Source organism: Actinokineospora xionganensis, assembly GCF_014323725.1.
Lineage (GTDB): Bacteria > Actinomycetota > Actinomycetes > Mycobacteriales > Pseudonocardiaceae > Actinokineospora > Actinokineospora xionganensis.
Window position 1 is genome coordinate 25046 of sequence record NZ_JABVED010000023.1, and the last position, 24709, is coordinate 49754.

A 24709-nucleotide genomic window follows, 5' to 3' on the forward strand; every position below is an offset into this window, starting at 1 on the left:
GCCGCGGGGGAGGGTGACCCGCAGGCGGCCGCGCGATCTTCCACCCTGCTTGCGGTCGCCTCACCGTGCGGATGTCCGCGTGGTGTGGTGAATGGAGCACATCGATGGGTTTCAAACATCCAGTCCGACTGGCGGTGATGGGTGTTGTCGCTTCGGGCGCGCTCATGGCCGCGGTGGTGCCCGCCTTCGCGGCGCCGTCCGGGCCGCCGGAGGCACAGGTGCGGGGCGCGGGGGCGCCGGGCACGCTGAAGGACAACTACATCGTCGTCCTCAAGGAGGACGCGGGTCTGCGCGCGTCGGCTAACTCGGTCGAGGGGACCGCGCGTGACCTGGCGGCGAAGTACGGCGCCACCCGGAAGCTGACCTACACCGCGTCCATCCTCGGCTTCTCGGCGACCATGCCCGAGCAGCGCGCGCGGCAACTCGCCGCCGACCCGTTGGTCGCCTACGTCGAGCAGGACGGCATCGCCCACGGGTTCGGCGAGCAGCTGAACCCCCCGTCGTACGGTCTCGACCGGATCGACCAGGAGTCGCTGCCGCTGGACAACAAGTACACCTACCCGAACGACGGCGAGGGCGCGACCGTCTACGTCGTGGACACCGGCATCGCCTTCAACCACCCCGACTTCGGCGGGCGGGCCACCTCGGGCAAAGACTTCATCGACAACGACAACGACTCCACCGACTGTCAGGGGCACGGCTCGCACGTCGCCGGGACCGTCGGCGGCACCAGCCACGGCGTGGCCAAGAAGGTCAAGCTGGTCGGCGTCCGGGTGCTGGGCTGCGACAACACCGGTCAGTGGTCGGGCATCATCGGCGGGTTCGACTGGGTGACGCAGAACGCGGGCCCCAACTCGATCCTGCAGGCCAGCCTCGGCGGGTCGACCAACACCTCGGTCGACGACGCGGCCAAGCGCGCCGTCGCCAAGGGCATCACCACCGTGCTCGCGGCGGGCAACAGCGGCACCGACGCCTGCACGTTCAGCCCGGCCCGCGTCCCCGAGGCGATCACCGTCGCGGCGTCGAACGACAAGGACGTGCGGGCCACGTTCCCCAACGGCGCCATGTCGAACTACGGGACCTGTGTGGATCTCTTCGCGCCGGGCAACCTGATCACCTCCGTCAACAAGGATGGTGGGGCCAAGCAGATGAGCGGTACGTCGATGGCGGCCCCGCACGTCTCGGGCGCGGCGGCGATCTACCTGACCGCCAAGCCGGGCGGCAGCCCCGCGACCGTGGCCCAGGCGATCCTGGACGCCTCCGTGGCGGGCAAGATCACCAACATCGGCAGCGGATCCCCGAACAAGCTGCTCAACGTCACGAAGCTTGGTGGCACCAACCCCGGCCCCGGCACCTGCGCGGCGCCGACCAATTCGAACACGACGGCCATCCCCGACGCGGGCGCGGCGGTCGAGTCATCCGTGACGGTCAGCAACTGCACTGGCAACGCCTCGGCCACCACCTCGGTCAAGGTCGACATCACCCACAGCTACAGCGCCGACCTGCTCGTCGAGCTCGTCGGTCCGTCCGGCACGGCCTACACCCTGCAGCGGGCGGGTGGCGTCGGTGACGCGGGTGGCATCCACACCACCTACACCGTCAACGCGTCGTCGGAGACGAAGAACGGCACCTGGAAGCTGCGGGTGACCGACATCTACCGCTACGACACCGGCTCCATCACCTCATGGACGCTCACCCCGTGAGCGCGCGATCCACTGTGGAAGGAAAGAGCACCATGTCGAGATCCAAGCGGATCGCGCTCACGTTGGGCATGGCGCTGGCCGTCGCCAGCGTGGCCACGGTCGCCGTCGCGGCGACCAGTGGGGAGCAGAAGCGCGCTCCCCACGACCCGGGTCTGTCCTATGCGGACAATTCCGTCTCCACTTTCGACGGCGCGAGTGGCCAGTTCTACAACGGCCAGAACGCCACCGTGTCGGAGTTCCCGGCGGTCATCGCCAACCTGCGGTCGGAAGGCTCCCGGCCCAAGGGGCAGTCGTGCACCGGCTCGGTGATCGGCCCGAGGCACATCCTGACCGCGGCGCACTGCTACGACCTGGCGGGCACGAAGACGTTCCTCTACGGCCTCGACGACCTCGTGGTCGGCACCGGGACGACGCTGACCACGAAGTCGTATGTCAAGCACCCCAAGTACGTCAACTGGGACCAAGGCTACGACGTCGCGGTGGTGACGACCAACGAGGACATCCCGGTTCCGCCGGAGAAGTGGGCGAAGTACGCCACCTCCGCCGACGCGGGCATCTGGAAGGTCGGCGACACCGGCCGCGGCTTCGGCTACGGCAAGAAGACGCACGACGACACACCGGCCGACGTCACGCTGGACAAGGCGGACCTCCCGATCGTAGACGGCGTCAACCAGTGCCAGGGTGTGGCCGCGGGCTACAAGCTGGCGACCATGATCTGCGCCGGCTACTCGGACGGGCGCGTGACCGTGCTGCCCGGTGACAGCGGCGGCCCCTTCGTCGTCGGCGGCAAGATTGTCGGCCTGTCGTCGTGGAGCCGGTCCGACTTCAAGTGGTACAGCATCTACGCCCGGCTCGACAACGACATGGGTGACTGGGTCAAGCAGCAGGTCGGCGACACCACACCCGTCGAGTTCGGCGTCAGCGTCGAGCCGGCCTCGGTGACGGTCGCGGCCGGAGCCAGCGGTTCCGTCGGGGTCAAGACCACGTCGGGCGCCACTGTGGAGGATGTGACCCTCTCGGCGACCGGACTGCCCTCCGGTGTGACGGCGGACTTCCAGCCCGCCACGGTGAAGTCCGGCTCGGGCGCGAAACTGTCGCTGTCCGTGGCGTCCGGCACCCCGGACGGCACGCACTCGGTGACGGTGAACGCAAAGTCGGCGTCCGGCGTGACCAAGACGTCCACACTGACGCTGACCGTCGGGGCGGGCAGCCCCGGCGCCGACTTCGGCCTCGGGCTCAGCCCGGCGTCGGTGAAGGTGAACCAGGGCGGCAACATCTCCACCACGGTCACCAGCACGGTGGTCGGCGGCACCTCCGCCGACGTCACCCTGAGCGCCAGCGGACTTCCCTCCGGCGCCCAGGCGGTGTTCCAGCCTGCTTCGATCAAGTCCGGCACGAACGCCAAGCTGACGATCACCACCTCCTCGAGCACGGCCGCGGGCAACTACTCGGTGACGGTGACCGGAACCTCCGGTTCGATCACCCGCAACGCGACGCTGGCCCTCACGGTCGGCAGCGGCGACCCGCAGCCGGGTGGCCTCACGATCGCGCTCTCGCCGTCATCGGCGAGCACGTTCAAGGGCGGCGGGGTTTTCCCCTCGTTGACCATCACGGGCGCGACCACCCCGGTGACCCTGAGCGCGTCCGGCCTGCCGCCGGGCACGACGGCCAACTTCCAGCCGACGACGGTGAGCCCTGGCCAACCGGCATGGGTCCACATCGTCACGTCGTTCGCGACGCCGACGGGGACATACAAGATCACGATTACCGGGACGAGCAGTGACGGCAAGACCGGGAGCGCGGTGTTCACGCTCGCGGTGACCTAGCCGCTGCTGGGCAGGGAGGTAGCTGGGTAAGGGAACCGGGTGGGAGACGCAGGCACCCACCCGGTTCCTGCCGGTTATGGATGAAACCGGGTGGGAGAAGTACAGGCTCCCACCCGGTTTCCTGCTATGCGGTGGAAGCTGGGTGGGAGGTGCGGGCTCCCACCCGGTTGCTTGTTGTGCGGTGGGGAGGCGGGCGGGGGTGACCGGGATTTTCCGTTTGGTTTCCTGCTGTGCGACGAAGTTGGGTGAGGATCGCGCTGACTCTCGCCCGGTGTCCTGCTGTGCGACGAAGTCGGGTGGATGCGTGCGGACTCTTGCCCGGTGTCGTGCTGTGCAACAGAAACGGGATGGGTCCGCGGGCGTCTCGCGGCCTGTTCTGTTCGAAGTCCCAAGGCGAACCACCTAACAGACACCCCCAGTAACGCAGGCCCGAACACACACGAGAGCCCCCAGCACCATGGCGCCGGGGGCTCTCGCAGCAAGGCGTCAGAGCATCAGACCGTCAAGCTCCAACTCTGAACCGAGCCGGTGTCAAAGCGATAGACATCCTGCACCCGCAGCTTCCAGTCGCCGTTCTTCGTCTCCGAAGACAAGTTGACCGAGTACGTGGCCCGCACGTCATCCACGTGGTCAGCCGGGCTGGACTCCTTCAGGCGGTAGGCCGTGCCGTCCGGCGCCACCAGTTCGACCACCAGGTCGCCGCGGTACGAGTGGGTGATGGCCACCTCGACCTGCGCGGTGGCCGAACCCGCGCCGGTGCAGCCGGTCACCGAAATCGTGCTCGTGACCGCGCTGCCCGCGTCCGGAATGGACACTGGGGTGGTGTTGGACTGCTTGGCGCAGCTCGGGTCCGGGGTGGTGCCGAATTTGGTGTAGAGCAGCTTGTTCGGCGAACCGGTGCCCGCGTTGGTGACCTTGCCCGAGGTAGCCGCGTCGATGATCGCCTTGTTCACCTCGGCCTGGTTGGCCGTCGGGTGGCTCTGCAGGTACAGGGCCACCGCGCCGGTGACCAGCGGGGCGGAGAACGACGTGCCCTGGTCGGTACGGGTCGCCGTGTCGCTGCCGTAGCTCGCGCCGACGTTGCTGCCGCCGGGGGCGAACAGGTCGACGCAGGTGCCGATGTTCGAGAAGCCCGAACGGGAGTCGTTCTTCTCGGTCGAGGCGACCGTGAGGCCCTCGGTGACCCGCGCCGGGCTGTAGCCGCACGCGTCCGCGCCGTTGTTGTTGCCCGCGGCGAAGACGTAGATGAAGCCCTTCTGGATCGAGGCCTTGATCTGCGCGTCGCCGATGCCCGCCTCGTACTGGCCGAGGCTCATGTTGACCACCGCGGGCTTCTGCCCGTTCGCGTCGATCCACTCGACCGCGTCGATGACCAGGGAGTCTGGGCCGGAGTTGCTGCAGTCGAACACCCGCAGCGCCACCAGCTTCGCCTTCTTCGCCACGCCATAGGTCTTGCCGACCGACGCGCTCGCGGTGTGCGTGCCGTGGCCGTGGCAGTCCTGGGCGACGGAGTCCTTGTCGAAGAAGTCGTAGCCGTTGGTCGCCCGGCCCTCGAACTCGGCGTGGGAGATCCGGGTTCCGCTGTCCATGTTGTAGACGGTGACACCCTCGCCGGTGGCGTTGTACTCGTACTTGGTGTTCAGCGGCAGGTCCGTCTGGTCCACACGGTCGACGGTCCACGGCGCGTTGTCCTGGACGTCGGCGCCGCGCGCGGTGCCGGTCTCGTAGACCGCCTTGACCGCGGGGTTCGCGGCCAGCCTGCGGGCCGCGCCTTCGGACAGACCGCGCACCGAGAAGCCCTGGATGGTTCGGTTCCAAGTGGACTGAACCGTGCCGCCGTACTCCGAGATCAGCGATTGCGCCTTCGACTGGACGGACTCGGCGCTCGCACCCGCGGCGTCGTGCAGCTGGACGTTGTACCAGCCCGCGGCCCAGTGCTGGCGGGCCTGAACGACCTTGCCCTCCGGCGGAGCCGCGCTGGCGGCCGCGGGCGCGAGCGCGGCCACCGCCGTCGCGACGGCCAGCGCTCCGAGCAGGGCGCGCCTGGTTTTTCTGTTCATCTGGTTGACTCCCTCGTCTGAGCGGCGAGAGCAGGGTCGAGACGTTTGGGGTCGCCGCTCGCACTTACCTTGCGGCCCCAACGGACCTGGGCGCACCGGCCTGGGATTCAACGGGGGTACCCAAACAATGCTCGCCCAAGTGGAACCGCCCGGACTGGGTACCATCGGCGAGCATGACCGCGAGGCTTCTTCCCGCCCGGCAACCCCATTCGGTGTTTGTCGGCCGGGCCGCTGAGCTGGCCGAACTGTCCCGCTTGGTGACCGATCCACCCGCGTTGGTCCTGATCGAGGGCGAAGCCGGGGTCGGCAAGACCAGGCTGGTGCGGGAGTCGCTGCGCGGCCAGGAGATCGCGGCCCGGGCGGTGCTGGTCGGTGGCTGCCAGCCGATGCGGGAGCCGTTCCCGTACGGCCCGGTGGTGGACGTGCTGCGGGAAACCGCGCCCCTGCTGGCCCGGGTGGCCGATTCCCTCTCGCCCATCGCGGGCGCGCTGCGGCCACTGCTGCCCGAGCTGAGCGGACTGCTCCCGCCGGAGCCGCCCAAGGGCGACGCCGCGGTCGAGCGGCACCAGGTGTTCCGCGCGGTGCGCGAGCTGCTGGCCGCCTACGGACCGGCTGTGCTGGTCCTCGAAGACCTGCACTGGGCCGACGAGGGCACGCAGGACCTGTTGCGGTTCCTCATGTTCCCGCGGATCCCCGATCTGGCGCTGGTCGCCACCTACCGCCGCGAGGCGTATCCGGCGGGGGAGAGGTCGCTGCTGGGCGACGTCCCCCACCTGCTCGCCGACGAGCACACCACGCTGCTGCGGCTGCGCCCGCTGGAACCGGCCGATGTCGGTGTGCTGGCCGCGGGACTGCTGGGCGCCCAAGACGTTCCGCACGGATTCGCCGCCGAACTGCACCACCGCACGGCGGGTATCCCGTTCGTCATCGAGGAGGTGCTGCGCGAGTTCCGCGAGATCGGTGGCGAGCCGGGGTCGTGGGCCCTCGACTTGGTCGACATCCCGGTGCTGCTGCGCGACACCATGGCCGACCGACTGGGCAGGCTCGGCCCCACCGTCACCGCGGTCGTGCACGCCGCCGCCGTGCTGGACGCCCCGGCGAGCGAGGAGGACCTGGCCGCGGTGTCCGGCCTGTCCCCGCGCCTGGTGTCGGGCGCGGTGTCCGAGGCGCTGGCCGCCGCCGTGCTGTTCGAGATCGGCACCGCCCGGTACGCCTTGCGGCATCCGCTCGCCCGGCAGGCGGTGGACGTGGCGATCCCCGGGCCGCGCCGCCGTGAGCTGCACGCACGGGCCGCCGATCTGCTGGTGGCCCGCAAGGACCGTGCGCTGGTCCGGCTGGCGCATCACTATCGGCAAGCCGGGGACTTGGCGAACTGGTTGAGCCGCACCGTGGCCGCCGCCGACCACGCGGGCGAGGTCGGCGACACCGCGTTCGCGCTGTGGGTGCTGGAGACCGCGCTGGCCGATGACGCCCTGCCAGCCCGGGCGCTGCGCACGCTCGCCGTGCGCCTGAGCCGGGTCGCCGCGAACGGCCTCGCCCAGGCGGGCACGGTCGCGCGGCTGGGCGCGCTGCTGCGGGACGGGTCGCTCAGCGGGCCCGACCGAGGTGAGGTGCGGATCAACCTGGGCCGGGTGCTGATGAACCAGGCCGGCCGGATCGAGGAGGGCCAGAGCGAGATCGAGATGGCGGTGCACGACCTGGCCGACCGGCCCGCCCTGGCCGCGCGCGGCGCGGCCGCGCTGGTCCTGCCCGCCTTCGGGTGGCGGGCGATCTCCGGTCATACCGGCTGGCTGGCGAAGGCCAGGCAGTTGGCCGCCGCGGCGCGGTGCGACGACGAACTCGAGATGGTCCTGCGGGCGAACCACCTCACCCTGCTCGCCGACACCGGCGACCCGGCGCTGCGCCCGATGGTCGACGAACTGCCCAGATCATCGCGGTCGCCCCGGATCCGGCGCCAACTCGTCCGCGCCTTCAACAATTTGGCCGACTCGCTGTGCTGGATCGGCCGCTACACCGAAGCGCGGGAGATGCTGCGGGTCAGCTCCACCCTGATGGCTGACAGCGACGTGCCCTACCTGTCGATGCTCAGCACCGGAACCGCACTGCGGCTCGACGCCCTCACCGGCAGCTGGGACACGCTGGCGGCGGACGCGACCCACCTTGTCGAGCAGGCAGGCGAGATGCCCTCGCTCGCCATGGACGCGTGGCTGACCCTGGCGTGGGTCGCGACGGCCCGTGGCGAGCGGGACGAGGCGGGACGGCAGCTGAACAGCGCGTACGGGGCCTCCCCGGAAACCGCGCCCTTTCTGCTGGCGATCTCCGCCTGCCGGGTGGCCAACGCGCTTGCCCACGGCGACGTGGCCGCCGCCGCCGTCGGCGCCGACCGGGCGTTGCGTCGGGTCCGGGCGAAGGAGAACTGGCTGTGGGGGGCCGACCTGGTCCCGCAGGCGGTCCGCGCGTTCCAGCGAGTCGGGCGAGGGGAGGACGCGACCCGGCTCGTCGCCGAGTACGAGGAGGGGATCGCGGGGCGCGACGCGCCGCTGGCGGCGGCGGCGGCCGTGTTGGCTCGGGCGCTGGTCACCGCGGACCGGCGGGCCGCCCTCGACGGCCTGCTGCGGGCCGCGGACGCCTATGCCGAACTGCCGCGGCCGCACGCTGCCGCAGTCACCGCCGAGGACGCCGCCGCCGTCGCCGTGGAACTGGGCGACGAATCGCTGGCGCTGGCCCGGTTCGGGGCCGCGGCTGCCGGGTACACCGCACTCGGCAACACCCGCGACGCCGACCGCTGCCGACGGCTCAGCCTCCGGTTCCGGCCTGCCCGCCCCACCGGCCGCAAGGCCTACGGGGATGAGCTCTCCCCGCGTGAGCGCGAGGTCGTGGAGTTCGTGGCGGCCGGGCTGACGAACCGCCAGATCGCCGACGAGCTGTTCCTGTCCCCCCGCACCGTCGAGCACCACGTGTCGCGGGCCATGCGCAAGCTCCGCGTGTCATCCAGGACGGCGTTCGCGTCGGCGGTGAACCCGTCCTGACTGTCCCGGTGCCCGGTCAGGACGACTCGGTGGGCAAGCCCGCGGCCACCCAGTCCTCAATCCCTTCCCCGTACTTGCGGACGTTGGTGTAGCCCAGGCCGGTGAGTCGCTCGGCGACCTGTCCGCTGTTGGGGCACGCGAGGTTGGAGCAGTAGGTGACGACCGCGGCATGGCGGTCGGGCAGCAGGGTGGGCGCCTGCGCGTCGACGTCGGCCAGGACCAGGGGAACGGCGCCAGGCAGGTGTTGCTTGGCGTGGTACTCGCCGCCCAGCGCGTCGACCAGGGTCACGGTGCCCGCGTCGATCGCTGCCTTCAGTTCGTCACGGGTGATGGATGCGGTCATGTCGCTACCTCCAGCTAATCGGACTATAGTCCGGATGTGCCTCACGACCGTAACGGACCGCAGTCCGGTTCCGCAACCCCATTGGAACTGCTTCGCACGCCGCCGCCCAAGGAGCGCACCGACGCCGCCCGCAACCGGGCCGCCATCCTGGACGCGGCCGCGCGGCTCTTCGCCGAACACGGCGTCGAAGCGGTGTCCATGGACCAGGTGGCGGCGGCCGCGGGTGTCGGCAAGGGCACCCTGTTCCGCCGCTTCGGCGACAAGGCCGGGCTGGCCGCCGCGCTGCTGGACGCGCGCGAGCGGGTGCTCCAGGAAGGGATCCTGCACGGACCGCCGCCGCTGGGCCCCGGAGTGCCGCCCACCGACCGCCTCACCGCGTTCGCCGACGCCTACCTCGACTACCTGTTCACGCATCTGCCCCTGGTGCGGATGTCGGAGACCGCGGCGCCCGGCGCCAGGTACCGGATCGGTGCGTACCGGTTCTGGCACCAGCATGTGACGATCCTGCTCGCGGGCACCGCCGACCCCGAGCACACCGCGCACGCCCTGCTCGCTTCCCTTGCCGCCGAACACATCGCGGCGCTCCTTCCCGAACTCGGAGAGGAGCGCATCCGGGCGGGTATCACCCGCCTCTGGCGGCAGGCAGGCTCCTGACTTCGCACGGTCCCTCGATGGTCGGCCTCAGCTCACCGCTTGCCGCACGAGCGCGCCGATCCGCTTCTCGTCGGCCGGGGTCAGCGCGGTCAGCGCGAACGAGGTCGGCCACATCGCGCCGTCGTCGAGCATCGCCTGGTCGCTGAAGCCGAGCGTCGCGTACCTCGCCTTGAACTTCTCCGCGCTCTGGAAGAAGCAGACGACCTTGCCGTCCTTGGCGTACGCGGGCATCCCGTACCAGAGCTTCGGCGCGAGGTCGGGCGCGCTGGACCGGATGATGGTGTGGATCCGCTCGGCCATCACTCGGTCCGGTTCGGACATCTCGGCGATCTTCGCGAGCACGTCCGGCTCCAGGTCGGCCTTGGCGCCGCGCCGGGCGGCCTTCTTCAGTTCCTGGCCGTGCTCCTTCATCGCGGCGAGTTCCTCGTCGCTGAACCCGACGATCTTGGCGGACTTCTTCGCGGCGCTCATCCCGGGTTTCCTTTCTGACGACGACACTTCAGCCATGATTGACGTGCGATGGCTCCCACGCGAATCCATCCGGGTCGGTGAAGGGGCCGCCGTCGGTGCCGAGCGTGAGGCGGTGGGATCCCGTGCCGTCGGGGGAGACACCGGCGTCCTTGGCGAGGGCGCGGCGGCCGTAGAGGGCCAGCTTGACCGGGCTCGACGGGGTGGCGAACTCGACGTACTTGCGGCCGAAGCTCTTGGCCACCGCGAGGCCATGGTCGACGTAGAACCGCTTGCTGGCGGCCACATCCGCGACGCCCAGCAGGAGCACGATGTCGTCGATCTCGCGGGTGTCCGGGCCGGTGTCCTTCTTCGCGGAGGTCGCGACCTTCCAGATGGTCCCGTCCGGGGCCCGCACGACACCGCCGTAGCCCCAGAACGACTTGGCGACCGGCTTGAGCGCGGTGGCCCCCGCGTCGATGGTGGAGCCGACCAGGTTCTTGACGGTGGAAGGCTGGGACACGGTGAGCGACAGGGTGAACGCGCGGAAGCCGGTCGTCGGGGCATCCGAGGCCCGCAACCGCACCTGCGTGTCCACACCGAACGCGGCGGTGTAGAAGTCTTTGGCGGCCTGGGGGTCGGCCACTTCGAGTGTCACGGAGTCGATGGAAGTCATGCAGGCAACGCTAGGCGCGGCCCCTGGGGCCGCGCTTCTTGATTCCTGACCGGTCCGCCGTGCCCTGAGCTGGGTCCAGGACGAGGACGGCGGGTACCGCGGCCAGATGGCCGTGCTGGTCAAGCCGAACGGCCTGCTCGGCAAGGCGTACCTGGCGGGCATAGCGCCGCTGCGTCACCTGATTGTGTACCCGGCGATGATCCGGGGCATCGGACAGAAGTGGCGGGTCGGGATCGGCGGCTAGCGGTCGCCATGCTCGGCGCACCTGTCATAGAGTGCGTCGGGGGGTGCGAACACGTGAACTTCAAGGTGGATCCACCGTCCGTCAGCGCGCTGGCGAAGCTGATGGGACGTGCGGGCGCGGCCGCGTCGATCTTCGCGGCGGCGAACAACGGCGCCGGTCCGAGCGAACTCGGCGAGGGCCTGCTCGGGATGCTCGCCGGGCCGCTCGACAAGTGGCAGGCCCTCGGTCTGTCCAATTGTCAGCGTGCCTCGACTCTTGCCGACCAGTGCGACAGCGCGCTCGTCGCGGCGGCCAAGTTCTATCTGGCCACCGACGCCGCCGAGGAGGCCCGGCTGGACAGCGAGTACCCGGCGGCCACGTCCCAGCGCGTCGGCGGCGCCACCGTGACGGCGCCGGAGACGGCGGGCGGGTTCACCGACTGGGAGGACGCCTGGCGGGACCCGCACAACCCCGAGTTCCCTTACACCGCACCACCAGAGCCCAGGGACAACGACGGCCGCGGCTGGGACTTCGACCTCGACGGCGAGATCGACAAGCTCACCGGCGCGGCGTCCGTGGCGCCGTACGTGCGCGACCTGCTCAAGTGGCTGGTCGGCTGGGACCCGTTCGCCGCCGTCACGACGCTGGTCGCTGGCGACTGGAAAGGGCTGATGCGCCAGGGTTCGGTGTTCGAGGACACCGCGACGGCGTTCGGTCGGATCAAGACCAACGTCGACCGCGGGCGCTACGCGATCCAGGACCGCTGGGACGGCAACGCCGCGGCCGCGCTGGAGAACTGGCTGGCGGCGTACTCGCAGGGGTGCGCCGACCACGCCAAGTTCTGCGCCGAGGCAGGCTGGAAGATCAAGAACTTCGCCCGCTCGGCGTTCCACGCGTTGCAGGCGCTGAACGTCGCCATGGACTCCCTGATCGACTCCGTGCTCGAGGCACTGCTCAAGGTGAAGGGCCTGGGCGCGGTCGTCGGCGGCGCGGTCAACGTCATCCGCGGCGAGAAGCCGGAGCAGGCGTTCGCCGCCGTCGTCTACTCCGTGCTCCCGATCGCGGAACTGCTGGACCAGGTCCGCATGCTGGCCCACGGCATCCAGTCGGCGGCGGAGATGGTGGCGGGCAATGGCGAGGTGGCCGCGGCGGCGTGGCCGGGCGAGCCGTACCGGCACCCGGCGGCCCGATGACTACGCCGGCCACGCCGTGGCGGACCGACGAGGGCCGCAAGGCCATGGACACCCGGATGCGGTTGCTCGCCCGGGAAACCGGCGACCTCGGCGAATTCGCCCGTGACGTGGTCGCGGGCCGCCTGCGGCCGAGGGATCTCCTGTACTCCTCGGTCCTCTCCGAGGACACTGTGGGCGCTTTGCGGTCAGCCGCCGACGCCTGGCACGCAATGCCCGAGGCGGAGCGCGCCGCCGCGATCAGCGCCGCGCCCGCCACCACGGCCGCCGAGATCGCCGCGCTCGCGGCGTACTCGGAACCCGAGCCACCCAAACCACCCGACCACCCGGACAACGACGACCGCGGCTACCTCTCCGACGCCTGGTAATAGGGTCGTGTGACAAGCCCGCCGCGCTGCCCCACCGCCGCCTACGGGGACCGTGACGACGCCTCGTGAGGATCAAACCCGCCGCACGATCCAAACCGCCGCCTAAGGGGACCGTGGCGACGCCTGACCACGGTTACCCACCACGCCGCACCATCACCCGGAAGGTGACCCGAACATAGAATTCCGGGGAGGCGGACTAGCGGTCGATGTGGGCGGATTCCCCGCCACGTTCAGCACGAAGTCGAACGTGCCCTCGCGCGCGCCGCCGACGTTTCGCACTGTCATCAGCAGGCGCGGGTCGAAGATCGGGTCGGTGTTGTTGCGCGGCTCGTTGGGAAAGTAGAGCTGGGTGGTGAGCACCGGCCGGTTCGGGGCCTGTGCCTTGACGTGGATATGCCGGGTGCGGCCCGGGTAGAGGCCGGGCACGATCGTGGTCAGCGTGAACGCGCCGCGGGCGTCGGTGAACTGGTGGCCGCGGAACCGGAACCCGGTGTTGTCGTACGCGCCGTTGGCGTCGGCCTGCCAGAAGTCCAGCAGGACATTGGCCAACGGCTGGCAGGCCAGGCCGAAGACGAAGCCGGTGACGGTCAGCCGGGTCCCCGGCGTGCCCGCCACGACCAGCGAGGTGCGCCTCGGCGAGTTCGGCTTGAAGTACGGGCCTTCGGTCTGCGGCGGGGTCGGGTCGTCCCCGTCGTCGCATTGCGGTGTGAGCGCGGGTGTCTCGCCGGTTGTCGCGGCGGTGCGGGCCAGGGCAGGCAGGCCGACCATGGCGACGGGCATCGCCACCCCGGCGGCCAACGCGGCCCGCAGCACCGTCTTGCGGGTCAGTTGCGGCTGTTCGCCATCCATGCGTGCTCCTCGTGTCGGGATCGAAACCGAACCTACGGAGGCGATCACCGGCCGACGATGGACTGGGCCGGGCGGACGTGGTGAATCCCGGGGTCACGGTTGCCATCGCCCGCGGCGGAACTCGCCGGGGCTGACGCCGGTCTCGCGGCGGAAGAAGCGGCAGAAGTACGCCGGATCGGCGAAGCCGACGCGACCGGCGATCTGCCGCACCGTCAGGTCGGTCTTGACCAGGAGCCGCTTCGCCTCGTGGGTGCGCGCTTCCCGCACCAGCCGCGCGGGGGTCCGACCGGTCGCCGACTTGACCGCCTCGGCCAGGTACCCCGCGGTGACACCGATGCGCTCGGCGTAGGCGCGCACCGACCACAGGCCGGGTTCGGCGACGGCGGTCAGCCGGGCGAACTCCTCGGCCACCGCCCCCGCCCGGCTCGGCGCGGCCCGCGTGGGCGCCGAGGGCTGCCGGGCCATCCGCACGATGAGGACGTGCAGCAGGGCGCGCAGCACCGTCTCGAACCCGCGGGCCGCCCGGCGGAACTCGTCGTGCAGTTCGGCGATCAGCCGGGTGGTGGCGGCGTCCGCGTCGTCGTCCAGCGCGAGCCACGGCCGCTCACTGAGTCCGCGCAGCAGGTCCCGGTCGGCTGGGTGGTCGAGCAGGAAGTCGTCGGTGAACAGGACGACGGAGCCGTCCAGGCCGTCGGCGTCCTCCCAGTGGTGCACCTGCCCGGGGGCGATGGCACCCAGGTTCGGCGGGTGGAGGTCCCAGCGGGCAAGGTCGACCACGTGCGTGCCGGTGCCCGCGGTGACGTGGACGATCTCGTGGAACGTGTGCCGGTGCGGGAAGGTCGCGCGCGACAGCGGGCCGATGGTGTCGAAGCTGCCGATGGCGAAGGGCATGGCGTTGGGGCGCGGCACTTCGAGGCGGTGCATCGGCAGGCCGCCGTCGGCGGGCGCTTGGCAGGGCGTGCCCGGTGGCACTGTGGTGCCGCGCATCCGTCGACTCCTTAGGTCCAGACCAATCGGTGTCTCGGTCACGATGGCACAGACAGGCAGCGGGAACCAGGGGCGGGTTTGGCAGGGCGTGAGTCTGGGAATGCCCTGCCCATGATCGGACGATGGCGCACCGTTGTGTTCGACACGCGTGATCCGCGGGGGCTTGCCGAATTCTACGCCGAACTCCTGGGCGGCACCGTGACCGAGGAAGAGCCGGACTGGGTCGTGGTGGTCGATCCCGACGGCAGGCGTTTGGCGTGTCAGTTGTCGCCTGAGCATGTGGCGCCGCGGTTTCCGGATTCCGCCGCGTCGCAGCAGGTTCATCTGGACGTGCTGGTCGACGACCCCGACGACGCCGAGCGGAGGGTGCTCGCGATCGGGGCCACCCGGGTGACGGAACCACACCATGAGGACAGGTTCCGGGTGTTCCTCGACCCGGCGGGCCACCCGTTCTGCCTCGTGTTCGACGTCGACTGAGTCAATCGAGGACCGCGCCCAGGCTGGTCCGTGACGACACGTCCAGTTTGCGCATGACGTTGGCGACGTGGCACTCGACCGTGCGCCGCGACAAGGTCAGCTTCTCGGCGATCTCCCGGTTGGTGAGCCCGCTCGCGGCGAACTTCGCGATGGCCTTCTCCCGTGGGGACAACGCGTTCCCGTATCCCCGCCTGCCTCGTGTCGGGCGGCCGGGATCGTGTCGCCGCAACGCTTTGCGGCAGCGCAGGGCGTCGGTGGTGGCGGTGAGGGCGCTGAACTCGGCCTCGGCGGTCCGCAGGTCGCGCACGGCGGTGCCCAGGTCGCCCGCATCGGCCGCGCACAGCCCGGCCAGCTCGGTGGCCCGGGCGGCGGCCCGCCGGTGCGGCAGCGCCCCATACCGCTCTGCCGCCTCGGCGAACAAGGCCATGGCTTCGGCGTGCCCCCCGCGGTGCTGCGCGAGCAGCGCGGCGCACACGAGGTCGGCGGCCGCGGCGAGCGGGGCGTCCCGGCCCTGGATGCCCCGGCGGAACTCGGTGAGCAGCGTGCCTGCCTCCCGCGCGCGACCCGACTGCAGGAACACCTCCGTCGCGACCGGCGCCAGCTCGGCCGCCCAGACCCAGTTGTCCTTCTGCCGCACCAGATCCACGCCCGCCTCCGCTGCCGCCCGGGCGGCGGTGGTCTGCCCGCGGGCGGACAGGATCGCCGCCCGGCCCGCGTGCGCGGTGACGACGATGGGTACGTGCCCAGGCGCGGCGTCGGCCGCCGCCTGCAACGTGCGAAGCGCGTCGCTGGTCCGCGAGCGCGAAGTCTGGAGCCACCCGAGGACGAGGAGGGCGTCGGCGGCCAGGTACCCCATCTGCCCGACCGCGGCCACCAGCCGGTCGGCTTTCTCGGCGAGTCCGTCCCACGGCCCGGTCGCGGCGAGCAGCCGCAGTTCGGTGCCCGCCCCGAGTGAGGACAGGTATGGAGCGGACCGGTCGTCGACGAGTTCGGCGGCCGCGTCGAGGTGGTGGCGGGCCGGTCCGAAGTGGCCGTTCCACACTGCGGCGTCGGCCATGTTCAGGTGGGTGCGCCCCAGCTGGCGGCGCAGGCCGGGCGCGGCGGGCGCGGGCGGCAGCAGGTCGATCACTCGCCACGCCCCGGGGTCGGCGATCTGCATCCGCACGGTGAGCCGGTTCGCCCGCATGGCCGCGATGGCCTCGGTGTCGGTGGTGCCCGCGCAGGCCTGCTCGGCCTGGGCCAGCCAGCGCAGGTTCGTGGCCACCGGGACGAACCCGACCTGCGGGAGGGCCAGCGTCGCCATGCCGCGGGCGCGGACCATGCGCCGCGATGGCAGGTCCGTCAGCGCGCGCTCGATCTCGCGCTGCCCGGCCGTGACCTGCCCGACCTGGTTGACCAGCACCAGGCCGAGGTTCATCCGGATCTCGGCGCCGACATCCCTGGGCAGCGGCCAGTCCCGTACGACGGTGCGCAGCCGGTCGATCGTGTCCGGGGTCGCGATGCCCTGCAGCATCTCGCGGCTGAGCCGCAGCGCGATGGCTTCCTTCGCCGAGATGGGCAGTTCGGCGTCATCGAGGGCGTTCTCCAGAATCCTCATCCCCGCGACCGGGACCCCGGAGTCGGCTGCCTCCTGGGCGGCGGCCAGCACGCACTCAACCCAGCGGTCCAGTTCGTCGGCGTGGCGGTAGTGGTGGGCCAGTTGCATCAGGCCGGGTCGGGCGGACCCGATGAGCCGTTTGATCGCGCGCAGGTGCATCTCGCGGCGGCGCGGGCCGGGGATCGCCTCGTACACCGCGCGGGCGGCGAGCGGGTGGCGCAGGTCGTAGTGGCCGCGGGCGGTCTCGTGGAGCATCCGGGCCCGCAGCGCGACCTCCAGCGCGGCCGCCATGCCGCGGTCCGACAGCCCGGACAGCGCCGCGATGTCGGCCTCGCCTGCCGGGTGGCCGAACACCGCGACGGCTCGACACACCGCGGTGGCGGGTCTGCCCAGCCGCGTGAGCCGTTCCACGACGGCGTCGCGGACCCGCGTGGGCACGCCGATCTCGTCGAGCCCCGCGGCCGTCGGCGAGTGGTCGGCGAGTTCGCGCACGAGTTCCTCGACGACGAGCGGCAGCCCGGCGCTGCGGTGGTGCAGTTCGGCGGCGAACTCGGGTGCGGCGCACACACCGGACTCGCGGAGGAACTCGGCGACGCCCGGCACGGTGAGCGGCGCGAGGCTGATCCGGGTGATGGTGTGCCCGCGGCCGCGATAGGCCTCCACCAACTCGTTCGCGTTGATCTCGTCGCCGCGGCAGAGCAGCACGACGGTCACCGTGTCGCGCGGCGACAGCGCCAGAAACCGGACGAGGTCGAGGGTCTCCTCGTCGGCCCACTGCAGGTTGTCGAGCACGACCAGCGGCTGGTCGAGCAGTTCGAGCACCGCCGTCACCGCCCGCAACACCTGGTGCCGGGCGACCGAGGGCGACAGCGCGGGTTCGTGCTCGGGAAGCAGGTCGCGCAGTTCGGGGAGCAGCGGCGCCAACGCCCCGGTGATCGGCGGGAGCGCGGACCCGACCGCGCGTAGTTCGTCCACGGCGCCCGCGAACATCTCGACGATCGCGCCGTACGGATGGGTCGCTTGCACCGGCAGGCAGTGCGCCTCAAGGACCGTGTGCGCCGTGGTCCCGGGGTGGCGCAGCAGTTCGCGCAGCAGCCGGGTCTTGCCGACGCCCGCCTCGCCCTCGACCATCACGAGCCGGTGCCGGTCGGCGACCGCGTCCGCCAGGGTCGTGAGTTCGACGCTCCGCCCGGAGATCGAACCCTCCGGGTGGGTGTGGTCGAGCCTGGCAGCCGTCATCGTGGTTCACCTTCTCATCAGCCGCCCCGAGATACCTACGATGATGTAGCTGCGTAGGGACCACAGCCAGGGTTCGCTGTTAATCAGGTATACCTAGAAATTGCCATCCCAAGCGGTCCGGCCTGCCCGAGGGCAGGCCGGACCGGCTCGATCAGCTCACACCGTAGTTGGTCAGCCTCCCGCCCGGGTAGACCTTGGTGCCGTTGCGCTCGGCGTAACCCCGGTAGGCCTGGGAGCCCTCATAGAAGGTCCAGCCGCCGATGGTCTTGCCGTGCACGCTCACGTACGAGGTGCCCGAGAGCAGGCTGAAGTGCACGTGCGCGCCGTTGGCGGAGCCGCCGCAGGGCAGCGCCGTCCCGGTCGCGCCGAGGTAGGTGCCCGTGTCCACGGACGCCCCGTCGGCCAGGTTGGTCAGGTTGGTCATGTGGTAGTACGACGTGCGGTAGCCGTTGTTGTGCACGACGGTGACCAGCGCGCTGCCGTTCTTGACACACGACTTGTACACCTTGCCCGGCCCCGCGGAGCGCACACTGCCCGAGCCGCCGAAGTCCAGCGAGCTGAACGGCCGGGTGCTCCCGCTGTAGCCGTGCGGGCCGCCGCCCATCGGCCAGATCGATCCCTGCGACCAGGGCAGGGCGAGTCCGGTCGCGGTGGCCGCGGCGGCTGAGTCTGCGGGGGACTGGGTGAACAGGTTCCGCTCGTCCGCCGACAGCACCGACTCCGGCGCCTTCGCTGCCAGCGCCCGGAACTCGGGGCTGCCGTCGAAGGCGACCTGCCACGTGCGGCCGTCGAGCCGGGCCAGGAAGATTCCGGCCTCCGGACTGCCGTGCTTCTGCCGGGCGTCGCCGGGGATCGGGATCACCGCGGTGCCGAACGCCCACTCGCCTGCCGCGTCGGACCGCTTCGGCTCGACCAGCGGCCGCGGGACCGAGTCCGACTGGAAGTACGCCTGGGCGGCACCACCGCGCTCGGCGGTCATGGCCGCGGCGACTGAGCTGTCCAGGGAGGCGTCGAGCGAGTCGCCCGCGGGCCGGGGATCGGCCGAGGCGACCACCGCCGTCGCCGCGCCCAGCGTCAGGGCGAGCGAGGTGACGGAGACCAGGACGGCTTGGGGGACTTTGGAAATCGGGGACATGGGGATGTCCTTCCAATTGCAGGGGTATCCGGCAAGGAAGTTACGCAGCCGAGGCTGGTCCGCGGGGGCGTGGCGAATCGGCTCTTATTCACGCCCAGCTGGGAATTATCGGTCCGAGAGCTCCCACGGAAATGCCGGTAAGCTGGATCATTCGCCGGTATCCCGGAAGCCGGATGGGGTAATGAGAGGTCACCACTCGGCACCGTGGTTCATTGCCGATGCCGGGGGCCCCATCGCTACGTATACCTAACCCATTCCCAGGATTCGGCAGGCCGGTTTCACTCGGCGAGGTAGCGGGCCCGGCAGGTGGACCGGGCGATCTTGCCGCTCGACGTGCGGGCCAGGCTGTCCGGCTCGACGAGCCGCACGTCGTGCAGGGCGAGGCCGTGCCGCCGGGCGACCGCGGCCCGCACCGAGGCGAGGAGCGCGTCGAGGTCGACCGACTCGGCGGGCACCGACCGCGCGCGTTCGGCGAGCACCACCGCGCGCTCGCCGTCCGGCGTCGGCACCGAGAACGCCACCGTGTTGCGCGGCCGGATCGACTCCTGGCCGCGCTCGACGGTCTGCTCGATGTCCTGCGGGTAGTGATTGCGACCGTCGACGATGATCAGGTCCTTGATCCGGCCGGTGACGAACAGGTCGCCCTCGTGGAACGCGCCGAGGTCGCCGGTGCGCAGCCAGGTGTCGTCCTCGTCGCCGTCGGCGAGCACCGCGCCGAAGGTCGCCGTCGACTCCTCGGGGCGGTTCCAGTAGCCCGCCCCGACATTGGAGCCGGTCACCCAGATCTCGCCGACCGTCGCGTCCGGCAGTTCGCGGTGCGTCACGGGGTCCACGATCAGCACGCTCTGGCCCATCGGCCTGCCACAGGCGACCATCTCGATCGCGCCCGTCGACCCGGATGGCAGTTCGGCGAGAAGACCGGTTGCCAGCGCCGAGCGGTCGAACGACCTGGCGAGCGGAAGCGTGCCCGCGACGGTCGTCGTCACCGCGACCGTGCCCTCGGCCAGCCCGTAGGAAGGCCGGTGCGCCGCCTGCCGCAGTCCGCACTCGGCGAACGTGTCGGCGAATCGCGCGATGGCGGCCGACTGCAGCGGCTCGCTGCCGTCGACCATCGCGTGCACCGACTCCAGGCGCAGCCGCGGCTTGTCGGCGTCGGACACTTTGGCCGCGCAGTAGGCGTAGGCGAAGTTCGGCGCGGCGGTGACGGCGCCGGGATTGGCCGAGAGCGCCCGGACCCAGCGCACCGGCCGTTCGAGGAACGCCATCGGCCGCATGAACACCGAGCGGATGCCCGCGACCATCGGCACCGCGACCGACAGCACGAGTCCGAGGTCGTGGAACAGCGGCAGCCAGCCCACGGTCACCGTTGGGCCCCGGAGCATCTCGTAGGCGGCGACGCACTGCCGCGCGTTCGCGACCACGTTGCCGTGGGTGATCATCACGCCGCGGGCCGACCCGGTCGAGCCGGACGTGTACTGCAGGTAGGCCAAGTCCTCGGCGTCCAGTCGCACCTCGTCGAAGCGCTCCGCCCACTCGGTCGGCACGTCGTCCACTGTGGACACCGCGGTTGAGGTGAGTCCGCGCTCGGTGAGGAAGTCCCGCACGGCCTGCTCGCCGTCGCGGGTGGTCAGGACCAGCGGCGGGCGGCAGTCGGCCAGCACGGCGGCCAGTCGGTCGGCGTGTCCTGGCAGGTCGGGGGCGAACAGTGGGACGGCGACCGCGCCCGCCCGCAGCACGGCGAGGAACGCCACGACGTAGTCCAGCGACTGGTCCACGAGGACCGCGACCGGCTCGCCGCGGCTCACCTGGGTGCGCAGCGAGACCGCCACGGCGGCCACTCGCCGGTCGAGTTCCAGCCAGGTCAGCGAGACTTGGCTGCCGTTGGCCGCGGTGTCGTAGTCGAGGAACGCCACCGCCTGGCCTTGTGGGTCGAGCATGGCCCACGTGGTGAGCTGGCTGGTCAGCGTGGTGGCGGTGGCGACAGTGGGCACGACGGCTCCTTCGCGACCGGCGGCGGTGCCGGCCCTCGTTCGCCCGCGATCCAGTCAGCGGAAGAAATGCGATTTCGGAATTGTCCGGCGGACGCTAGGGGTGGCGCGTCGAACGTGGCAATGTCCCGGAAACAGAAAACGCCGCCGTTGTCATCGGACGCGTGGTGCCGCCATTTCTTTTGTCAGTATTCCGTCGGTTATCCGCCGTGCATGACTGATCGCTTGCGGATAATCCGTGACGGTCCCGGTTGTAGGCTGGGGCCATGACGGCTTTGAGCCCTGCCCGCGCCGAACCGGATCTGTCGTTCCTGCTCGACCACGCCAGTCACGTGCTGCGAACCCGGATGGCCGCCGCGCTCGCCGAGATCGGGCTGACCGCACGGATGCACTGCGTGCTCGTCCACGCACTGGACGAGGAGCGCACGCAGATCCAACTCGCCGAGATCGGTGACATGGACAAGACCACGATGGTCGTCACGGTCGACGCCCTGGAGGCGGCCGGGCTCGCCGAGCGCAAACCGTCGGCGACGGACCGGTGGGCGCGGATCATCGCGGTCACGGAGAAGGGCGCCGCGGTGGTCGAGCGGAGCCAACGGATCGTCGACGGCGTGCACAAGGCGGTGCTGGACGCGGTGTCCGCCGCAGACCGCGAGGTGTTCCTGCGAGTGATGAACGGGCTGGTCACGGGCCAGTTGTCCACCCCGGTGCAGACGTCTCAGCCTGCTCGCCGGGCACGACAGGGCAACAGGTAGACCCCAAAGAGATCGTCTGCGACAAAGCTATCTACTACGGTTCTTCTTGTGGTTGCGAACAGGAGACCGGCTGCCGTCACGGTCCCCGGGGGTTCTGATCGGTCGGGCCTTTGCTCCTCCCGGCCGTTGATCCGTCAGGCGGATCGCGTGGCGGGCGTGGCGATCGGTGTCTCGGCGTACGGGAGCAGCGCGTCGCGCAGACAGGCCGGGACGGTGGACACGACCGCCTCGCCTTCGGCCCCGCGGAAGCAGGCGACCCGCTGCCTGCCCCGGGCGGCGAGGGTTTCCTTGCCGTCGCGGGTCTTCACGTAGTCGAAGGTGAACTGGATCTGCGTGCGGGTGATCTCCTCGAGCCGCATCCGCACGGACAGCTCGTCGTGCGCCATGATCTCCGAGAAGTACTCGCACTCCGCTTTCAGCGCGTGCAGCCGCACGTCGTCCTCCAGCAGCGCGGGCACTTCCGTCTTGAGGAACAACTCCCGGCACCGGCCCTGCCAGCGCAAGTAGTCCACGAAGTGCACGTGGCCGACCAAGGTCGCCTCACCGCTGCTGACGGTGAGCTTGTACTCGTAGTACCCGGACATCGGCTTTCCCGCTAAGACAGCGGTTCGCGGGCGCGCTTGACTTCGCTGAACTCCCGCACGCCGGACAGCAGGCGCATCGCGTCGAACAGTTGGTCGGCGGCCTCGGGTCCGGGCACCGAGGACACAACGGGACCGAAGAACCCGGGTCCGTCGTCGATGGCGATCACCGGGCTGCCGGTCTCGGTGCCGACCCGAGCCTGGCCTTCGTCGTGGCTCGCCCGCACGATCCGGTCGAACTCCGCGTCCTCGGCGGCCTCGATGAGGCTCGCGGGAAGTTCGGCTTCGGCCAGTGCCGCGACGAGCACCTCGCGGGTGAGCCGTTCGTCGTCGTCATGCACCCGTTTGCCGATCGCGGCGTAGAGGCGGTCGACCGCGTCCTGCCCGTGGTGCCCGTCGGTGGCGGTGAGGACCCGCAGCGCGGCCCGAGCACGCAGGTGCGCCTGGCGGTAGTTCTCGGGGATCTCCTTGCCCTCATTGAGGATCGCCAGGCTGAGGAACCGCCAGCTCACCTTCTCGCCGCGGCGTCCGGCGACATCCTTGACCCAGCGCGACGTGCGCCAGGTGAACGGGCAGCTGGGGTCGAACCACACGGTGACGGTCACGGCGCCTCCCCTTAGAGCGTCCAATTGCGAGGGCGACAGTACCGGCGCGAATCCACTGTGGATTCTTCGAGAGTGCTGACCTCACGGGTGGTCGCGCACCGCACGGACGAAGATGCGACCGCCCGCTGCGCGCCCTCAGGATGGCGATCACCCGCAAAAGAGAAGAAGTTCGCCGGTGGCCGCGGGCTATCGGTCAACAGCCGTTCGGACAGGGAGAGGGATAAATGGGGAACTTCTCGTGGCTCGCCTTCCCGACGGACGGACCGTCCCGATGAGCGCCGTGATCCGGGAGCACCGGGACGTGGAGCTGCTCGCCATCGGCGCGGGGCCCGCGAACCTGGCACTCGCCGTCGCCCTCGACGAACTCGCCCCCGACGATCTGGCGAAGAACTCGCTGGTGATCGAACAGGCGGACACGGTGTCCTGGCAGCGTGGAATGCTCCTGCCCGGCGCGCAGAGCCAGGTCTCCTTCCTGAAGGACCTGGTGACGCTGCGCGATCCGCGCAGCCGCTTCTCCTTCGTCAACTACCTGCACTCGGTCGGCAGGCTCAGCGAGTTCATCAACATGAGCAGCTTCTGGCCGTACCGCGCCGAGATCTCGAGCTACTTCCAGTGGGCCGCCGACTCACTGGAGAAGGTGCGGCTGGAATACGGCCGCCGATGCGTCGGCGTCGAACCATGCCGGGACGCGGCAGGCACGGTCACCGGGTGGCTGACCCGGCTGGCCGACGGCTCGACCATCCGCAGCCGCTACATCGTCGTCGGCGCGGGCCGCGACCCGTTCGTGCCCGCCGAGTTCGCCACCCTGCCCGCGTCCCGGGTCATCCACAGCACCGACTACCTGCCGGGGATCGACAGGCTCGCCAAGGACGTCCGCTACCGGGTCGCGGTGGTCGGCGGGGCGCAGAGCGCGGCCGAGATGTTCGACGCCGTGCAGAGCGACCTCCCCGGCTGCAAGCCGACGCTGCTGATGCGCTCGATCGGCCTGAAGACCTACGAGAACAGCAAGTTCACCAACGAGTGGTACTACCCGTGCGCGGTGGACGACTTCTTCACCGCCCAGCCGGACGCCCGCGCCCAGATCCTGCGCGAAATGCACATCACCAACTACTCGGGCCTCGCCCCGGAGCTGCTGGACAAGGTGTACCGGTCGCTCTACCTCGACCGGCTCAGCGGCGAGGGCAGGCTGCGGGTACGCACGATGACCGAGGTCACCGCCGCCTTCGAGGAGGGCGACGAGGTCGTGCTGGAGCTGACCGACCGCCGCACCGGCGCGGTCGAGGAGTTCCGCTGCGACCTGGTCCTGCTGGGCACCGGGTTCGTCCGCCAGACCCCGGCGCTCGTCCGCGGCCTGGCCAACGCCCTGGGGCTGAGCCGAACCGAGGTCACCAGGGACTACCGGCTGCGCACCGGCCCGGCGATCGGCGCCTGCTACCTGCAGGGCGTCAACGAGTCCACCCACGGAATCAGCGACTCGCTGCTCAGCGTCCTCGCCGTGCGGGCCGCCGACATCACCGCCGACATCCTCGCCCACCGTGCCGCGCCCGCGCCGGAGCCCGTCTCCCGCAAGGTGTCGGCGCCCGTTCCCGCCAGCTGAGTCCGGAAGGAGACGTCGTGGAGATCCGCAGGCTTGACCGGGACCGGCTCGGCCCCGACAACAACCACTCGCAGCGCCTGATGCCGTGGACCGCTGTCAACGCCCCGTTCGAGGGCGCCTGGTGCGTCATCAACCCGGGTGCCTCCTCCGTTCGCCACGCCCACCACGAGTACGAGATCTTCATCGCCGTGTCGGGGACGGCCGTGCTGGAGTCCGCGGGCGAGCGCACCACTTTCACCGCGGGCGACATCGTCCACTTCCCGCCTTTCGTCGAGCACCAAGTGATCAACGAGACCGCCGAGGAGTTCGAGATGTACACGGTGTGGTGGGACCTGCCGATGTCCGAGACGTTCGCCGGCAGGCACGAGAGCGAGGGCTGA

22 protein-coding genes are annotated in these 24709 nt (G+C 70.6%); 11 read left to right on the plus strand and 11 right to left on the minus strand.

Annotated elements, in window-relative coordinates; all coding sequences use genetic code 11:
* Positions 1 to 104: 104 nt before the first annotated feature.
* Together GPZ80_RS28145 and GPZ80_RS28150 are read left to right on the plus strand one after the other, a co-directional pair.
* Entirely contained in the window at positions 105 to 1703 is a 1599-nt protein-coding gene (locus GPZ80_RS28145; protein ID WP_187224129.1) for a S8 family peptidase, read from the plus strand.
* A gap of 32 nt (positions 1704 to 1735) precedes the next feature.
* Positions 1736 to 3529: a trypsin-like serine protease gene (locus GPZ80_RS28150; protein ID WP_187224130.1), complete on the plus strand. Its 1794-nt coding sequence runs from the start codon at positions 1736 to 1738 to the stop codon at positions 3527 to 3529.
* Between the two features lie 494 nt (positions 3530 to 4023).
* Here GPZ80_RS28150 and GPZ80_RS28155 read toward each other — a convergent pair whose 3' ends face one another.
* Positions 4024 to 5589: a S8 family serine peptidase gene (locus GPZ80_RS28155; RefSeq protein WP_187224131.1), complete on the minus strand. Its 1566-nt coding sequence runs from the start codon at positions 5587 to 5589 to the stop codon at positions 4024 to 4026.
* Between the two features lie 173 nt (positions 5590 to 5762).
* Between GPZ80_RS28155 and GPZ80_RS28160 the strand changes: the two genes are divergently transcribed.
* Positions 5763 to 8618, plus strand: a complete 2856-nt coding sequence (locus tag GPZ80_RS28160) for an ATP-binding protein (RefSeq protein WP_187224132.1) — start codon at positions 5763 to 5765, stop codon at positions 8616 to 8618.
* A 16-nt stretch (positions 8619 to 8634) separates the two neighbouring features.
* On the opposite strand, the gene GPZ80_RS28165 is transcribed toward GPZ80_RS28160, so the two are convergent.
* A complete protein-coding gene (locus GPZ80_RS28165; protein WP_187224133.1) occupies positions 8635 to 8961 on the minus strand; it encodes a rhodanese-like domain-containing protein in 327 nt (108 codons plus the stop codon).
* Positions 8962 to 9042: 81 nt separating this feature from the next.
* On the opposite strand from GPZ80_RS28165, the gene GPZ80_RS28170 reads away from it, so the two are divergent.
* A complete protein-coding gene (locus GPZ80_RS28170; protein ID WP_187224175.1) occupies positions 9043 to 9615 on the plus strand; it encodes a TetR/AcrR family transcriptional regulator in 573 nt (190 codons plus the stop codon).
* A gap of 27 nt (positions 9616 to 9642) precedes the next feature.
* Here GPZ80_RS28170 and GPZ80_RS28175 read toward each other — a convergent pair whose 3' ends face one another.
* Both GPZ80_RS28175 and GPZ80_RS28180 read right to left on the minus strand, forming a co-directional pair.
* Complete coding sequence (locus GPZ80_RS28175; RefSeq protein ID WP_187224134.1) at positions 9643 to 10086, minus strand: iron chaperone; 444 nt, start codon at positions 10084 to 10086, stop codon at positions 9643 to 9645.
* Between the two features lie 28 nt (positions 10087 to 10114).
* On the minus strand, positions 10115 to 10738 hold the full coding sequence (locus tag GPZ80_RS28180) for a VOC family protein (RefSeq protein WP_187224135.1): 624 nt from the start codon (positions 10736 to 10738) through the stop codon (positions 10115 to 10117).
* Positions 10739 to 10802: 64 nt separating this feature from the next.
* On the opposite strand from GPZ80_RS28180, the gene GPZ80_RS28185 reads away from it, so the two are divergent.
* The 3 genes from GPZ80_RS28185 to GPZ80_RS28195 are packed head-to-tail and all read left to right on the plus strand — an operon-like array spanning position 10803 to position 12519.
* Complete coding sequence (locus tag GPZ80_RS28185; protein WP_281401502.1) at positions 10803 to 10982, plus strand: DUF2867 domain-containing protein; 180 nt, start codon at positions 10803 to 10805, stop codon at positions 10980 to 10982.
* Between the two features lie 53 nt (positions 10983 to 11035).
* Positions 11036 to 12154 (plus strand): hypothetical protein, encoded by a 1119-nt coding sequence (locus GPZ80_RS28190; RefSeq protein ID WP_187224137.1) that lies wholly within the window; start codon positions 11036 to 11038, stop codon positions 12152 to 12154.
* A complete protein-coding gene (locus tag GPZ80_RS28195) occupies positions 12151 to 12519 on the plus strand; it encodes a hypothetical protein (RefSeq protein WP_187224138.1) in 369 nt (122 codons plus the stop codon). The genes GPZ80_RS28190 and GPZ80_RS28195 overlap by 4 nt, the downstream gene beginning before the upstream one ends.
* Positions 12520 to 12672: 153 nt before the next feature.
* Here the strand turns inward: GPZ80_RS28195 and GPZ80_RS28200 are convergent, their stop codons facing one another.
* Both GPZ80_RS28200 and GPZ80_RS28205 read right to left on the minus strand, forming a co-directional pair.
* Positions 12673 to 13368: a dioxygenase family protein gene (locus GPZ80_RS28200; RefSeq protein ID WP_187224139.1), complete on the minus strand. Its 696-nt coding sequence runs from the start codon at positions 13366 to 13368 to the stop codon at positions 12673 to 12675.
* A 93-nt stretch (positions 13369 to 13461) separates the two neighbouring features.
* Complete coding sequence (locus GPZ80_RS28205) at positions 13462 to 14355, minus strand: helix-turn-helix transcriptional regulator (protein WP_187224140.1); 894 nt, start codon at positions 14353 to 14355, stop codon at positions 13462 to 13464.
* A 111-nt stretch (positions 14356 to 14466) separates the two neighbouring features.
* Here GPZ80_RS28205 and GPZ80_RS28210 point away from each other — a divergent pair, with 111 nt between their 5' ends.
* Entirely contained in the window at positions 14467 to 14832 is a 366-nt protein-coding gene (locus tag GPZ80_RS28210; RefSeq protein WP_187224141.1) for a VOC family protein, read from the plus strand.
* Position 14833: 1 nt separating this feature from the next.
* Here GPZ80_RS28210 and GPZ80_RS28215 read toward each other — a convergent pair whose 3' ends face one another.
* The 3 genes from GPZ80_RS28215 to GPZ80_RS28225 form a co-directional block, all read right to left on the minus strand.
* Positions 14834 to 17668 (minus strand): helix-turn-helix transcriptional regulator, encoded by a 2835-nt coding sequence (locus tag GPZ80_RS28215; RefSeq protein WP_187224142.1) that lies wholly within the window; start codon positions 17666 to 17668, stop codon positions 14834 to 14836.
* A 151-nt stretch (positions 17669 to 17819) separates the two neighbouring features.
* Positions 17820 to 18803 carry a M23 family metallopeptidase gene (locus GPZ80_RS33045; RefSeq protein ID WP_187224143.1) on the minus strand — a complete coding sequence of 328 codons (984 nt, stop codon included), beginning with the start codon at positions 18801 to 18803 and terminating at the stop codon, positions 17820 to 17822.
* 278 nt (positions 18804 to 19081) lie between these two features.
* Positions 19082 to 20794 (minus strand): fatty acyl-AMP ligase, encoded by a 1713-nt coding sequence (locus tag GPZ80_RS28225; RefSeq protein ID WP_187224144.1) that lies wholly within the window; start codon positions 20792 to 20794, stop codon positions 19082 to 19084.
* A 263-nt stretch (positions 20795 to 21057) separates the two neighbouring features.
* Here GPZ80_RS28225 and GPZ80_RS28230 point away from each other — a divergent pair, with 263 nt between their 5' ends.
* Positions 21058 to 21546, plus strand: coding sequence for a MarR family winged helix-turn-helix transcriptional regulator (locus tag GPZ80_RS28230; protein ID WP_187224145.1), 489 nt, complete (start codon positions 21058 to 21060; stop codon positions 21544 to 21546).
* A 134-nt stretch (positions 21547 to 21680) separates the two neighbouring features.
* On the opposite strand, the gene GPZ80_RS28235 is transcribed toward GPZ80_RS28230, so the two are convergent.
* The gene (locus GPZ80_RS28235) at positions 21681 to 22130 is read right to left on the minus strand and encodes an acyl-CoA thioesterase (RefSeq protein ID WP_187224146.1); all 450 of its coding nucleotides are present in this window, start codon (positions 22128 to 22130) and stop codon (positions 21681 to 21683) included.
* 11 nt (positions 22131 to 22141) lie between these two features.
* Complete coding sequence (locus tag GPZ80_RS28240; protein ID WP_187224147.1) at positions 22142 to 22732, minus strand: DsbA family protein; 591 nt, start codon at positions 22730 to 22732, stop codon at positions 22142 to 22144.
* Between the two features lie 271 nt (positions 22733 to 23003).
* Between GPZ80_RS28240 and GPZ80_RS28245 the strand changes: the two genes are divergently transcribed.
* Positions 23004 to 24329: a lysine N(6)-hydroxylase/L-ornithine N(5)-oxygenase family protein gene (locus GPZ80_RS28245; protein ID WP_187224148.1), complete on the plus strand. Its 1326-nt coding sequence runs from the start codon at positions 23004 to 23006 to the stop codon at positions 24327 to 24329.
* 17 nt (positions 24330 to 24346) lie between these two features.
* Positions 24347 to 24709, plus strand: a complete 363-nt coding sequence (locus tag GPZ80_RS28250; RefSeq protein WP_187224149.1) for a cupin domain-containing protein — start codon at positions 24347 to 24349, stop codon at positions 24707 to 24709.

What these genes read in the sequence shown, in the direction of transcription:
- GPZ80_RS28195 (WP_187224138.1), top strand. Translation starts at nt 12,151, where the DNA reads ATGACTACGCCGGCCACGCCGTGGCGGACCGACGAGGGCCGCAAGGCC.
- GPZ80_RS28205 (WP_187224140.1), bottom strand. Translation starts at nt 14,355, where the DNA reads ATGCGCGGCACCACAGTGCCACCGGGCACGCCCTGCCAAGCGCCCGCC.
- GPZ80_RS28155 (WP_187224131.1), bottom strand. Translation starts at nt 5,589, where the DNA reads ATGAACAGAAAAACCAGGCGCGCCCTGCTCGGAGCGCTGGCCGTCGCG.
- GPZ80_RS28165 (WP_187224133.1), bottom strand. Translation starts at nt 8,961, where the DNA reads ATGACCGCATCCATCACCCGTGACGAACTGAAGGCAGCGATCGACGCG.
- GPZ80_RS33045 (WP_187224143.1), bottom strand. Translation starts at nt 18,803, where the DNA reads ATGTCCCCGATTTCCAAAGTCCCCCAAGCCGTCCTGGTCTCCGTCACC.
- GPZ80_RS28200 (WP_187224139.1), bottom strand. Translation starts at nt 13,368, where the DNA reads ATGGATGGCGAACAGCCGCAACTGACCCGCAAGACGGTGCTGCGGGCC.
- GPZ80_RS28145 (WP_187224129.1), top strand. Translation starts at nt 105, where the DNA reads ATGGGTTTCAAACATCCAGTCCGACTGGCGGTGATGGGTGTTGTCGCT.
- GPZ80_RS28175 (WP_187224134.1), bottom strand. Translation starts at nt 10,086, where the DNA reads ATGAGCGCCGCGAAGAAGTCCGCCAAGATCGTCGGGTTCAGCGACGAG.
- GPZ80_RS28245 (WP_187224148.1), top strand. Translation starts at nt 23,004, where the DNA reads ATGAGCGCCGTGATCCGGGAGCACCGGGACGTGGAGCTGCTCGCCATC.
- GPZ80_RS28160 (WP_187224132.1), top strand. Translation starts at nt 5,763, where the DNA reads ATGACCGCGAGGCTTCTTCCCGCCCGGCAACCCCATTCGGTGTTTGTC.
- GPZ80_RS28235 (WP_187224146.1), bottom strand. Translation starts at nt 22,130, where the DNA reads ATGTCCGGGTACTACGAGTACAAGCTCACCGTCAGCAGCGGTGAGGCG.
- GPZ80_RS28210 (WP_187224141.1), top strand. Translation starts at nt 14,467, where the DNA reads ATGATCGGACGATGGCGCACCGTTGTGTTCGACACGCGTGATCCGCGG.
- GPZ80_RS28180 (WP_187224135.1), bottom strand. Translation starts at nt 10,738, where the DNA reads ATGACTTCCATCGACTCCGTGACACTCGAAGTGGCCGACCCCCAGGCC.
- GPZ80_RS28215 (WP_187224142.1), bottom strand. Translation starts at nt 17,668, where the DNA reads ATGACGGCTGCCAGGCTCGACCACACCCACCCGGAGGGTTCGATCTCC.
- GPZ80_RS28150 (WP_187224130.1), top strand. Translation starts at nt 1,736, where the DNA reads ATGTCGAGATCCAAGCGGATCGCGCTCACGTTGGGCATGGCGCTGGCC.
- GPZ80_RS28230 (WP_187224145.1), top strand. Translation starts at nt 21,058, where the DNA reads ATGACGGCTTTGAGCCCTGCCCGCGCCGAACCGGATCTGTCGTTCCTG.